Annotated in this window: 15 protein-coding genes and 1 tRNA gene; 8 read left to right on the top strand and 8 right to left on the bottom strand. The window is 68.7% G+C overall.

Going from position 1 to position 11,412, the window contains the following annotated elements:
* On the top strand, positions 1-231 hold a 231-nt coding region (locus VGX25_RS11555), incomplete at its 5' end, for an antitoxin (protein WP_326917656.1).
* On the top strand, positions 228-836 hold the full coding sequence (locus VGX25_RS11550) for a putative glycolipid-binding domain-containing protein (protein WP_326917655.1): 609 nt from the start codon (positions 228-230) through the stop codon (positions 834-836). The genes VGX25_RS11555 and VGX25_RS11550, both read left to right, overlap by 4 nt.
* Before the next feature lie 6 nt (positions 837-842).
* On the opposite strand, the gene VGX25_RS11545 is transcribed toward VGX25_RS11550, so the two are convergent.
* The 3 genes from VGX25_RS11545 to VGX25_RS11535 form a co-directional block, all read right to left on the bottom strand.
* Positions 843-2,777, bottom strand: a complete 1,935-nt coding sequence (locus VGX25_RS11545) for a hypothetical protein (protein WP_326917654.1) — start codon at positions 2,775-2,777, stop codon at positions 843-845.
* 61 nt (positions 2,778-2,838) lie between these two features.
* Entirely contained in the window at positions 2,839-3,822 is a 984-nt protein-coding gene (locus VGX25_RS11540) for a prephenate dehydrogenase (RefSeq protein ID WP_326917653.1), read from the bottom strand.
* Between the two features lie 23 nt (positions 3,823-3,845).
* The gene (locus tag VGX25_RS11535) at positions 3,846-5,093 is read right to left on the bottom strand and encodes a M20 family metallopeptidase (RefSeq protein WP_326917652.1); all 1,248 of its coding nucleotides are present in this window, start codon (positions 5,091-5,093) and stop codon (positions 3,846-3,848) included.
* A gap of 76 nt (positions 5,094-5,169) precedes the next feature.
* Between VGX25_RS11535 and VGX25_RS11530 the strand changes: the two genes are divergently transcribed.
* The 6 genes from VGX25_RS11530 (at position 5,170) to VGX25_RS11505 (ending at position 8,686) form a co-directional block, all read left to right on the top strand.
* Positions 5,170-5,655 carry a tRNA adenosine deaminase-associated protein gene (locus VGX25_RS11530; protein ID WP_326917651.1) on the top strand — a complete coding sequence of 162 codons (486 nt, stop codon included), beginning with the start codon at positions 5,170-5,172 and terminating at the stop codon, positions 5,653-5,655.
* Positions 5,652-6,104 (top strand): nucleoside deaminase, encoded by a 453-nt coding sequence (locus VGX25_RS11525; RefSeq protein ID WP_326917650.1) that lies wholly within the window; start codon positions 5,652-5,654, stop codon positions 6,102-6,104. The genes VGX25_RS11530 and VGX25_RS11525 overlap by 4 nt, the downstream gene beginning before the upstream one ends.
* Before the next feature lie 28 nt (positions 6,105-6,132).
* Positions 6,133-6,291, top strand: coding sequence for a hypothetical protein (locus tag VGX25_RS11520; RefSeq protein WP_326917649.1), 159 nt, complete (start codon positions 6,133-6,135; stop codon positions 6,289-6,291).
* Positions 6,292-6,380: 89 nt separating this feature from the next.
* Positions 6,381-6,467 (top strand) — tRNA-Ser (locus tag VGX25_RS11515).
* A gap of 591 nt (positions 6,468-7,058) precedes the next feature.
* Positions 7,059-7,478, top strand: coding sequence for a hypothetical protein (locus VGX25_RS11510; protein WP_326917648.1), 420 nt, complete (start codon positions 7,059-7,061; stop codon positions 7,476-7,478).
* A 2-nt stretch (positions 7,479-7,480) separates the two neighbouring features.
* Positions 7,481-8,686 carry a hypothetical protein gene (locus VGX25_RS11505; RefSeq protein ID WP_326917647.1) on the top strand — a complete coding sequence of 402 codons (1,206 nt, stop codon included), beginning with the start codon at positions 7,481-7,483 and terminating at the stop codon, positions 8,684-8,686.
* Positions 8,687-8,966: 280 nt separating this feature from the next.
* On the opposite strand, the gene VGX25_RS11500 is transcribed toward VGX25_RS11505, so the two are convergent.
* The 5 genes from VGX25_RS11500 to VGX25_RS11480 all read right to left on the bottom strand — a co-directional run bounded on the left by VGX25_RS11500 (position 8,967) and on the right by VGX25_RS11480 (position 11,281).
* Positions 8,967-9,161, bottom strand: coding sequence for a hypothetical protein (locus tag VGX25_RS11500; protein ID WP_326917646.1), 195 nt, complete (start codon positions 9,159-9,161; stop codon positions 8,967-8,969).
* A complete protein-coding gene (locus VGX25_RS11495) occupies positions 9,154-9,567 on the bottom strand; it encodes a type II toxin-antitoxin system VapC family toxin (RefSeq protein WP_326917645.1) in 414 nt (137 codons plus the stop codon). Before VGX25_RS11495 ends, VGX25_RS11500 begins: the two co-directional genes overlap by 8 nt.
* 4 nt (positions 9,568-9,571) lie before the next feature.
* Entirely contained in the window at positions 9,572-9,772 is a 201-nt protein-coding gene (locus VGX25_RS11490; protein ID WP_326917644.1) for a hypothetical protein, read from the bottom strand.
* Between the two features lie 575 nt (positions 9,773-10,347).
* On the bottom strand, positions 10,348-10,689 hold the full coding sequence (locus VGX25_RS11485; RefSeq protein WP_326917643.1) for an STAS domain-containing protein: 342 nt from the start codon (positions 10,687-10,689) through the stop codon (positions 10,348-10,350).
* Between the two features lie 136 nt (positions 10,690-10,825).
* Positions 10,826-11,281: an ATP-binding protein gene (locus VGX25_RS11480; protein ID WP_326917642.1), complete on the bottom strand. Its 456-nt coding sequence runs from the start codon at positions 11,279-11,281 to the stop codon at positions 10,826-10,828.
* Between the last annotated feature and the right edge of the window lie 131 nt (positions 11,282-11,412).

Genomic DNA, 11,412 nt, shown 5'->3' with positions numbered 1-11,412 from the left:
GGTTGGTCCACCATGGGCATCGACTTCGACAACCTCAGGAACAAGGCCGACGACCTCCTCAAGCAGCACGGCGACAAGATCGAGGAGGGCGTCGAGAAGGCCGGAGAGTTCGCCAAGGGCAAGTTCGGCCACGAGGAGACCGTCGACAAGGTCGTGGACAAGATCCAGGACATGATCCCCGGGGAGCACGGCGACCGCGGCGGGCAGCGGGGCGAGCCCGGCAACCGGTGAACGCTCCGCAATCCGGCTCCCGGTCGGTGATGCTCACCTGGCAACGCGAGGTGGCGCCGAGCCTGGAGTCGGTTCGACTGCTCTACTCCGCGGGACGATTACGGGCCTCCGGCCGGATCGTCGCCGCGGCCAACCCCGCCCAGGGGATCGAGGCGTTCAACGCGTCGTTCAACGCCTCCGTCGAACGCCTCGAGGACGCCGTCCGCCTGCTGTTCCGCACCACCACCGCCGACGAGGAGCGCCAGATCACGCTCAGCCGCAGCGAGGACGGCATCTGGCTGATCAACCACGGCGACGCCAACACCGAGCGCGGCGCGTTCGACGGCGCCATCGACGTCGACATCGCCGGGGCGGTCACGTTCAACGCGCTCCCGGTCCGCCGGCTCGGCCTGCACCGCGAGCCCGCCACCCACGAGCTCCCGGTCCTCTGCGTGTCCCTGCCCGACCTGTCGGTGCGCCTTGCCCGGCAGACCTACCGCACGGTGTCCATCGACGACGGCGGGGGCGCGGTGATCAACTACTCGGAGCCCGGCTACACCGCGGACATCACCGTGGACCGGGACGGCATGGTGATCGACTTCCCGGGCCGCGCGCGGCGCATCTGAGGCCCGTCAGCGGAGCACGAACGAGGCGTACGACACCGTCATCGCGGTAATCACGTCCGCGCCGACCGCGCTCACCTGGATCGTGTGCCCGCCGGATCTCAGCCCGGTCGTGTCCACCGCGATCCGCCAGCTCCCGCCGACGCCGGGTCCGTCGGCCGCCGTGGAGATCGCCGCGAGCGGCTTGTTGTCCAGGCCGATCTCGATGCCGGCCAGCCCGGCGACCGCCCCGGAGACCCGCTGCGCCGTGCTCGGATCCAGCACGACGTCGAGCACCATCCGGCCGCGCGGCACCTCCTGCCGCGGCGGAACCGGGGTGCCGGCCGCGTCGTGCAGCATCACCTCGGGCGTGGGCAGCGTCGGGTTTCCGCGCGGCAGCGGCGGGTTGACGGTCCGGCTGGCGGGTTGGGACGGGGCGTCGCCGGCCAGCTCCAGCGACGCGGTCAGCACCTGCGAGGCCAGCCCGCCCTCGGCGGCGGCGCTGCGCACCGCGACCGAGACCCCGCCGTTGACGTTGCGAACCAGGGCGTCCGCCGGAACGTCGGCGACCAGCGGCAGGCGTACCCCGGGCAGCATCGGCTGCCCGGCAATCGCCGGCCGGGCGGGAATCTCCCGCCCACCGATGTCTACAGTGTACTGATTGCCCGGCTGGACTCGCTGGGGGACGAGCGTGACCCTCAACTGTCCACTCCGGACTCCGGGAATCCGCGGGCCGGTCGCCGACGTCTGCGGCGCGGCGCCGGGCCCGGCCACCGTCCGGTCGAAGTCGACCCGCGGCGTCGGCAGCAGCGGCGGCGGAGTGGTCGACGCACCGGCGAAACCGATCAGATCGACGCCGGCGCGCAGGCCGGTCAACCCGCCGGTGAACCCGATGAGCGCGGTCGCCTCGGTGAACGACGGCACGACGTCCCCGCCGGCCACCACCACGCCGTCGCGCAGCACCTGCACGCCGTCGGTGCGCAGCACCACCTCCCAGCGCACGGACACCCCGAGCTCCGGCCGCGGCGGCGCGGTGACCCTGGTTTGCCTGCCCAGCAACGGTGTTCCGGGCGCCACCAGCACCTGCACCCCGGTTTCCTCCGGCTGTCCCGAGATCCGCACCCGGATCGCGCCGGGCGGCAGCGAAGGGTCCACAGTGGCCTGTTGGGCGACGGTGGCCACCGGCCGGCCGGACCGGGCGGCGCCGATCAGGTCGACCGGCCCCGGCACCAGGTCCAGCGTCAGGTCGCCGCTCTGCGCCGGCCGGTCGGTCTCGACGACAAGCCGGCCGAGCTCGCCGTTCGGCGCGGTGGCGGGATCGAGCAGCCGCAGCGGGGCCCGGGAGCGCAGCGTGGCCTCCTCGTCGCTGCTGCCGCACTGCCCGGTGATCACCAGCCGGCGGGCGTCCTCGCCGTCGCCCTTGGCCGCCTTGGTGCAGTTGCCGGTCCCCACCAGATGCCACCGGACCGGGTCCGGCACCACCGTTCCGGTGAACCGGTCGGCGAACGCGTAGGACACCGGGTCCGGAGGGCCGGGCAGCGGGACCGCCTCCGCCCGCACCGGATCGGAGCGCCGGCCGAACGAGTCCACCGTGCGCACCTCGACCGCGTGCGACCGGTTGGTGCGCAGGCCGTCGAGCTGGATCACCGGCCCGGCGACGAACCGGGTGTGGTCGAGATCCCCGCTGCCCCAACGCACCTCATAGCCGGCGGCGCCGTCCGGCTCGGGCAGCCCGGTGTGCCGCTGCCCCCAGCCGACCACGAGCCGGTTCTCCCGGGCGGTGATCTCCAATCGCCGCGGGGGTTTCGGCCGCGCGCCGGGCTGGGGGAGCAGCACGCTGGCGTCGGCGAAGGTCTGCACGGTGGTGCGCGGAGCGGGGAACTGCTCGGGCTCGGCGGACTGCCCGGCGTCGGGATCACGCAGCACGAGCACCGCCCCGACGATCAGCGCGATACCGCCGCCCACCACGGCGAGCCTGTGCAGCCGGCGCTGGTCCACACCTAAGGCTAGGGCCGCGCGCCCGTCCCTACCTAGCGTCGTCTTCCGGCAGCTCGGCCAGCGCCAGATCGCCGTCCAGCCCGATGATCCGCCCGCCGCGCCGCCCGAGCAGGCACAACTCCTCCAGCGCGCGCGGCCCGGCCAGATCCACCTTCGTCCGGACGCGCTGCCCGCGCTTGTGCCGCACCAGCTCCGCCCGGCCGAGGTTGCCGCCGCGCACGGTGGCCCGCAGCGATCCGGTGGACGCCAGCGCACCGCGGGCCACACCCAGCTTGCCGAGCGCGTCGTCCAGCGCGCCGAGCAGCTGCTCGCGGTTTCCCTCGCACATGGCCAGCACCAGCTCGGCCCTGGTTCCCGCCACCCTGGTGCCGTCGCCGAACGAGCCCGCGGCCAGCGACAGCGCCAGCGGCCCGGCCTCCGCCCCGGTCGCGGCCAGCACCGCGGCCAGCACGTGCGGCAGGTGCGACACCACGGCCACCGCCGCGTCGTGCTCGGCCGCCGTGGTCGGCACCACCTGCGCGCCGCAGTCAAGGGCCAGCCGGGCCACCTCCCGCCAGGTGCCCAGCTCGGTGTCCGGCTCCGCCGTCACCACCCAGGCCGCCCGCTCGAACAGCGTGGCCGAGCCGGCGATCCAGCCGGACGCGGCGACCCCGGCCATCGGGTGCCCGCCCGCGTAGTGCACGTGCGGCAGGATCCGGCGGACCAGCGCCAGGACCGGCGCCTTCACGCTGACCACGTCGGTGAGCAGGCAGTGCGGCGCCCGCTCCGCGATCTTGTACAGCACCGTCTCGGTCGCCGGCAGCGGCACGGCCAGCACCACGATCGCGTCCTCGCCGGCCGCCCGGACCAGGGCGTCGTCCACGGTGTCGGCGACCGCGAAGCCGTCGGCGACGGCGGCCTCGGCGTCCTGCTCGGACGCCGTGGCCCCCCACACCGAACGGCCGGCGGCCCTGGCGGCGCGGAGCACCGAACCGCCGATGAGACCCAACCCGATCACGCATACCGGGCGCATGACCCCATCCTGCCCGGATCGGCTCAGCGGAGGGCGTCCAGGGCGAACGCGGCGTAGGTGGCGACCCCGTGCGCCAGCGCCGACTCGTCGAAGTGGACGCGGTTGGAATGGTTGGGCGGCGCGTCCTCGGGGGTCATCCCGGGCGGGCAGGCGCCGAGGAAGGCCAGCGCGCCGGGAACCCGCTGCAGGATGTACGAGAAGTCCTCGGAGGCCATCAGCGGGTTGGGCATCAGCGCGCCGTGCCGCGGGCCAAGCACCGAGCCGGCCAGGTCGATCACCCGGCCGGCCACCGCCTCGTCGTTCACCGTCGCCGGGTACCCGGGCCTGATCTCCAATTGCGCGCGGCAGCCGTACGCCGCCGCGATGTGCTCGCAGATCGTCGTGACCTGCTCGTGCAGCGCCTTGCGGGTGGGCTCGGTGAGCGTGCGCAGCGTGCCCTCCAGCTCCGCGGTCTCCGGGATGATGTTGGTGGTGGTCCCCGCCGTGATCCGGCCGACGGTCAGCACGGCCGGCTCGAACGCGCTCACCCGCCGGCTCAGCATCGTGTGCAGGGCGGCGACCATTGCCGCCGCGGCCGGCACCGGGTCCACCGCGTCGTGCGGCATGGCGCCGTGCCCGCCCTTGCCGATCACCCGCACGCCGAACGCGTCGGCCGCGGCCATGATCGCGCCGGGCCGGCAGCACACCACGCCCGACGGCGCCGTCGACGTGATGTGCAGCGCGAACGCCTTGGTCACCGGGCTCTCCGCGGCCTCAAGCAGGCCCTCGTGGATCATGTACCGGGCTCCGTGGTGCCCCTCCTCGCCCGGCTGGAACATGAAGACGACCTTCCCGGCAAGGGCGTCCCGCCGGGAGTGCAGCAGCCGCGCGGCCGACGCCAGCATCGCCACGTGCGTGTCGTGCCCGCAGGCGTGCATCGCCCCGGGGATCTCCGAGGAGAACTGCAGCCCGCTGTCCTCCTGCAACGGCAGCGCGTCCATGTCCCCGCGCAGCAGCACCGCCGGGCCGTCCCGGCCCCCGTCGAGCACCGCCGTCACCGACGAGCACGCCTTGCCGGTGGTGATCCGCAGGTCCAGCCCCTCCAGCGCGTGCAGCACGGCCGCCTGCGAGCGCGGCAGGTCCAACCCCTGCTCGGGATGCTTGTGCAGCTGCCGGCGCAGCGCCACGGTCCGTGGCTGCAGCGCGCGGGCCGCCTCGTAGAGCCCGGTGAACCGCGGGTCATCGGTCAGCTCGGGCGGGGGCGCGGCCTGCTCGGAGAGGATCACCTTCATACGCTTGATAGTGACACGGACGAGCCGAGACGGACTGGTGCTTCCTGCGGCCGGCAAGGGGGAATACCGTGTGGGCATGTCGGAGCAGGAGCCATTGTCGGGCTTCGCGATCGCCGTCGTCCGCGAGGAAGGCAAATGGCGATGCACCCCGTTGGACAGCTCGGCGTTGCGGGAGCTGGACGCGGCCATAACCGAACTTCGGAAGATCAGGTCGACCGGGGCGGTGTTCGGGGTCCTCGCCGTCGACGACGAGTTCTTCCTGCTGCTCCGGCCCAGTCCCGGCGGCATGTCGCTGCTGCTGTCCGACGCCGCCGCCGCACTGGACTACGACATCGCCGCCGACGCGCTCGACCTGCTGCGCGTCGACCCGCCCGAGGACGACGACGAGGTCTGGCCGGAGGGCTCCCTCGACATCCTCGCCGACCTCGGCCTGCCCGCCGCCGAGATGCAGGTCATCATCGACGAGGTAGACCTCTACCCGGACGAGCAGCTCCAGATGGTCGCCCAACGCTGCGGCTTCGACCAGGAGTTCACCAAACTGCTCGACACCATCTACCAGTGACCGACGCTGATCTCGTCCGTACCGCCCTTGATGTCGCCCGGCTAGCCCTGTCGACCGGCGACGTCCCCATCGGGGCTCTGGTCTTGGATCCCGACGGCCGCGAGCTCGCCCGCGCCTGCAACGCCCGCGAGGCCCTCGGCGACCCCACCGCCCACGCCGAGATCCTCGCCCTGCGCGCCGCGGCGGAGCGGTGGGGTGACGGCTGGCGCCTTGCCGGCTGCACCCTCGTCGTCACCGTCGAACCCTGCACCATGTGCGCCGGCGCCCTCGTCCTGGCCCGCATCACCCGGGTCGTCTTCGGCGCCTGGGAACCCCGCACCGGCGCCTGCGGCTCGCTCTGGGACGTCGTCCGCGACCGCCGGCTAACCCACCGCCCCGAGGTCCTCGGCGGGGTGTTGGCCGAGGAATGCGCCCGCCTCATCGACGATTTCTTCTCCACCCGGCGCTGATGGCGAATGTGTGGTAAACCACACCGCCATGAGCATCCTCGACCGGGTCAAGGAGTTCTTCGGCGGCGCCAAGGACAAGACCCAGGACCCGCCCGCCCCCGCCGACCCGCCCACCACCCCCACCCCCGTCCAACAGCCCCCCGCCGAGTCGGCCAAGGACGGCATCGGCCAAGACGACCGCGACTGACTTTCGCCGCCCGCCAGGTGTGGGCCGGGTCAGGCACCCCGGCCCACACCCCTCAAACCCCGCTCCCCACCTCCGGTACCCTCATCGGCGGTAGCGTGTCCGAGCGGCCGAAGGAGCGCGCCTCGAAAGCGCGTGAGGGTTCACGCCCTCCGAGGGTTCGAATCCCTCCGCTACCGCTCCTGACCAGGTGAAACGCCGGCTCTTGCACCAAGCGGAGGGCCGGCGTTTCTTTAGCGGTTGCAGTTTTGATCCAGTGGCCCATGGGCGCACGCCTGCGTCGCTGTGCGTCGCAACCCTCCGTCGTCTACGCCCCAGTCCATTGAGGCGTCTTCGAACCAACAAGGCAGCACCGCAGGTGATACATCGGACGCTCCGTCAGCGATACTGGTACAGACATAGCCGGGAGCCCGCGGGCGGCCCTTGACACGGCGCGGTCCGTCATGGTGCTGCCCGTGAGCCTCTCGTCACAGACGCTTCTAATGCACGTTTGCGCGGCCGGCAACGGTTCTAACGGCATGCAACTTGGAGGCCGTATCATGGCTAGGCCCTCTCGGGATCTATTAGCTATTCGCACGCTGAGGCTTGATGTTGAGATAGTGGTGCACGCCTGCGCGCCCCGCACCCGCTCTTGGTCTTCGCGATCGTGATCGATTGATGCGTTGTTTCGGCCGTCGCCGGTGCGTGCCGGTTTGGGCGCAAACGGGCGCGGATTGTGCTGCTGGCCGCGGACGGGTGTCCAACACGGGATCGTCGAGGAGGCAGTAGGAATGGTCGACCAGATACAGATTGTCGAGCTTGACGACTCGACCGACGACCGCGGGTTTAGCTTCTCGATCCTGGAAGAGAACCTAGCCTTGATCGGCGCGATCCGAGACGTGCACGTTGCCGAGATACGACCAGGTGCGGTACGTGGTAATCACTATCATGCACACCGGGGAGAGTTAATTGCTGTCGTCTTCACCGATAAGTGGTCAGTTCACTGGGACACCGGTGAAGGGACAGAGGTACACCATCGATCCTTCAACGGGCGTGGTGCAGTGGCCGTTGTGCCTCCCCGCGGGTGGTCGCACGCTGTAAAGAACGACGGCATCGAAAGTATGTGGATTTATGCTGCGAGCGATGTCGCATACGACCGATACAACCCGGATCCAGTTGCCCGAGACGCGGTGCGGAGGGTAGTTGTATAGTCGTGAGCCAAGCGATCGATGTCTTCCGGACGTTCTGTCACATTAGCGAATACGGCGAATCGGGTTACGCGAACCTGCACCGGATGATCGCGACAAGCTCGCCGCTTGTGCTCTGGGCGCCATCTAGCAAGTTGGTTAGCTCGTCGGGCTGCCGGTTGACCGAGCGGGAGTTCGTCACGCTTGTTGATCGTGGAACGGTCAGAATTATCGGTCGGAGGCGATGGTTAACCGACCGTGCAAGTCGTGACAGTCATCCGTGGGAGGGCGCGTCGTGGACGCCACTAATCGATGACGCGATTAGGGCGATTGCCTTACAGGATGCTAGCCTGCCGGGAAACTCGCGGCGCGTCGTCATGGCCGAGGAAGAGCGGGGAGACACGTGGGCACTCTCTCATGTAGGGGAGAACCCCGAGCTGGTCCCTCTCATCTACGAGGCACTCCTCGCGCCGGACGCGAATCTGCACTTCCCAGTCGGTGTGCTCGAAACTGCAACCCGGTACTCCGATGATCCGGTTGGTCTTGCCGAACGCATCGTCCGCGACGCGTACAACCACGACGCTGCCATTGCGCAATCGGGAACCAAGACACCCTTCCTGCTGGCAAAACGTGAAAGTCGATTCAACGAATTGCTTGAGTCGGTTCGCGAAGCATCGGACATTCAGTTTTCGAACGTTGAGCCCGCCGCAGAACTGTCACGTTCCGACCTGGCCGAACTTACGTCTGAAGTTCTCAAGGTTCTTAGGCATCTAGAAAATGGGCGTAAGACCAGTGTCGGAAAGTTCGTGAAAAGTGAGGGACATCAGCTGCTCGCTGTATGGATGAAGCACAGCTGTGAGTCGCTTGGCCGAACCGATACCGCGAGTGTCCGGGGCGAGGTGATTGCTCGTCTGCAGCAGGAATTTGAGAGCAGTAGACTCGAAAACAGTTTGCCAGAGATATTCAGAAATTCAGATTCTCTCATTGGTTCGAGCGGGACCGCTGCAGGGGTTATTGAAGCCGTTGTTTCTGAGCTAACAGTCTATGGTGCAGTTGGTCTAGCCGCAGGTGCGTACTCAATTGGAAAGGGCTTTGCTCAGCGGCTGGGATTCGCTGCAGCCCCTTACGCGGGCCCGCAATGGGCCTTCATCTACGCTTTCGGTCGGCGCGCTTCGGGACGCCGACACGCGCGACTAGAAATGACCCTTGACAACCTCGGTTCAAGCGGCTGATTGGAACCTGGCCGCATCGCAACGCGCGTTGCACCAAACCGGCACCGACGACCGGGTCAATGACGTCAATCGATCACGATCACCATCACGAAGACCCAAGAGCGGGTGCAGGGGTGCGCAGGCGTGCATCACTGTCTCAACATCAAGCGTCAACATATTAACGACACGCCGCACTAGGTAAATCATGCTGCCCCCGAGCGCGGTCATCTTTCTGATCACCGAACAGGTCGATGAGCGCTAGCAGGCCACGAGCAGATGTTCCGGGCGGGTATTGCCGTGCTCACAGGTCCACCACGGCCGCGCGCTGGTCGGCGGTGCAGTTCTCGCCGGCGCCCATCGGCCCGGCGACCACGATGTTCGTGATCCAGGTCCCGGCGACGTGTTCGGCGTAGCGGGCGTTGGCGGCCTGGTCCAGTTCACCGTCCGCGCGGCGGAAGATCGGCGCAGGCAGGGCAATCGGCGGCGCGTCAGCCACGGACGAGTGTCAAACCTTCGTGGTCGGCGAAATCCTGGAAGTCCTTGACGTTCAGCGTGGCCAGCGGCAGCTTGTAGTACAAGCAGCATGCGGCTACCCACATATCGTTCTGCGGGCGGGGCCGTCCGCGGTTCTCGGCGTGAGCTGCGATGACACCCCAGGTGCGGGCCACGTCTTCGATCTCGTTGTTGTACGGAAGGACCAAGACGTTGCTCAGCCACGCGTCGAGTCGGCGCTGGTAGGCGGGGCTCCACTGACGCCTGACGGCCCACTTGGTCAGCTCGGCCAGCGTGACGAAGGTGATGCAGAGGCGGTTGTGGAGGATGGCCGCGACGATCGGGGACGGGAGGTCGCGATGCTTGAAGGCTTTGGACGTGACGTCGGTGTCCAGGACGACGAAGCTCAACCGGCTACCCGAGGTCGGCGCGCCGAGCAGCGTAGGTGCTGGCCAGGAACTCGTCTAGCTCGTCGTCGGTTTCGAACACGTCGCACACGAGATCATCCATAGAGTTGATCGGCTGCACGCCCTTGCGGCGCGCGAGCTCATCAAGCGACACCCGACCGGCGGGCCTAGCCGGGACGTGGTCTGTGTAGTCGCTGCTCGTGGTCATCAACACCTCCTCCACCAAGTGTCGCACGATCCGGCAACCGCGTCCGGTGGCTCCGTCGACCAACGGCGGTCGTCGGTACAACACCTGGTGGGGCAGCGTCCGGCACCCCTGGCTCCCGTTCTCGCTGGTCAACCTGCAGAGGCGTACGGGTGGACAATGACGGGTGTGGTGGCGTTCGCCGCCGTTCGCGGGCGTTCATCGATGATCACGCATCCTGCTGAACAGCGCAAACACTCAAGGCGGTCTCCGCCGAACGGTGGGTCGCAGATCGAAAGCGCGTGAGGGTTCACGCCCTCCGAGGGTTCGAATCCCTCCGCTACCGCTTCTCAAGGCGAAATGCCGGGCATGTCCTTTGCGACTTGCCCGGCGTTTCCGTGTCTACGCCACCTAATCTGACGGGCGGCTCCTTTTAGCTTGAGGGAGCCGTTGTTCTCACAACATCTCACGTCGAGATTTGCCTGGTGGCAGACCTAAATCGGTCCCATTTAGACCACTGGGGTAGGACAGGCTCGGGGCGGCGCATTTATTTGGGTGAAGATCACGTTGCGGGTGGTGGAGACCGCCTTGGCCGCGCTCTAGTTGGCCGGCTTCTTGGCGTTGAGCGCTTCGCTGATGGTGTGGTAGAGGGCCAATTCGTCGTCGAGGCCGGTGACTTCGATGGGGCGGATCACGGGACGGTTGGCGTCGACCACGATGCGCAGCGGTTCCCGCACCGCGTGGGCGTGGTTGGTGGCGTCGAGCAGCATGGTGAGGCCGGGGGAGTCGAGGAAGGTCACGGCGGTCAGATCGAGGATGCACGGCTCGCCGTCAGCTTCGTCGATGCAGGCGATGATGGCCGCGCCGAGGGTCGGCGCGGTGTCCATGTCGACTTCCCCGATGGCGGCGATCACGAGGACGCCGCCCACCACCCGCCGCACGATCTCCAACCCCGGTGGAAGCGGCGGGTCGGACGTGCGTCCTTGGTTCACACCCGGGAACACTATCTGGTCGCGGCCGACTCGTCGCCTTCTCGACCGGCGCTGCCACGCGGCGAGCGCGCTGGTGACGACGATGTCAGGTCACCGCCCGGGGCGCCACCGTCAGATGCCGGGCGTGGCCGCTGCTGCCGGCCCGGTCCAGGGCCAGCTCGGCCCACACCGTCTTGTGGTCGGCGTGGTTGCACACGCCCCAGGACGAGGCTAGCCGGTCGACCAGCATCAGCCCGCGACCACCGGACCGGTCCGGGATGCGCATCCTCGGTTGCCGGGCTGAGGTGTCGTCGACCTCGATGCGCACGCACCGGCCCTGATCGATGAGGGCGAGGCGGCACCGGCGCGGAGCCCGGCCGTGCCGGTGGGCGTTGCTGATCAGCTCGTCGGCCACGAGGACGGCGTCGTCGACCATGATGCCGTCGCGACCGGTCAACAGATCTCGGAGAAGCCGGCGGGCCTCTCTGGCGGGCGTCGCGTCGAGGTCACAGCTCACCCTCAGCGGGCTAGATTCAGTTCTTGCCGTGTCCTGCCTCGGCATCTGCACACCACCCTGGTCTGTCGATGCCCGGGGAAGCATCGCGCCGAGCCGTGACTACCCGCTGGTCGAGGACGACAAACGTGACCGTGCGCGCTGCGCGTTGCCGCAACCGATATCGACATCCGCCGCCC

This window comes from Actinophytocola sp. (assembly GCF_035942955.1).
Taxonomy (GTDB): Bacteria; Actinomycetota; Actinomycetes; order Mycobacteriales; family Pseudonocardiaceae; genus DASYTH01.
Note: the sequence above shows the minus strand (reverse complement) of the source record. Positions and strands in the feature narration are given on the sequence as shown.

Bases quoted from the DNA above. Each gene is read 5' to 3' on its own strand.
- VGX25_RS11540 (WP_326917653.1), bottom strand. From the start codon at position 3,822: ATGCGCCCGGTATGCGTGATCGGGTTGGGTCTCATCGGCGGTTCGGTG.
- VGX25_RS11535 (WP_326917652.1), bottom strand. From the start codon at position 5,093: ATGAAGGTGATCCTCTCCGAGCAGGCCGCGCCCCCGCCCGAGCTGACC.
- VGX25_RS11530 (WP_326917651.1), top strand. From the start codon at position 5,170: ATGTCGGAGCAGGAGCCATTGTCGGGCTTCGCGATCGCCGTCGTCCGC.
- VGX25_RS11520 (WP_326917649.1), top strand. From the start codon at position 6,133: ATGAGCATCCTCGACCGGGTCAAGGAGTTCTTCGGCGGCGCCAAGGAC.
- VGX25_RS11510 (WP_326917648.1), top strand. From the start codon at position 7,059: ATGGTCGACCAGATACAGATTGTCGAGCTTGACGACTCGACCGACGAC.
- VGX25_RS11490 (WP_326917644.1), bottom strand. From the start codon at position 9,772: ATGACCACGAGCAGCGACTACACAGACCACGTCCCGGCTAGGCCCGCC.
- VGX25_RS11480 (WP_326917642.1), bottom strand. From the start codon at position 11,281: ATGCCGAGGCAGGACACGGCAAGAACTGAATCTAGCCCGCTGAGGGTG.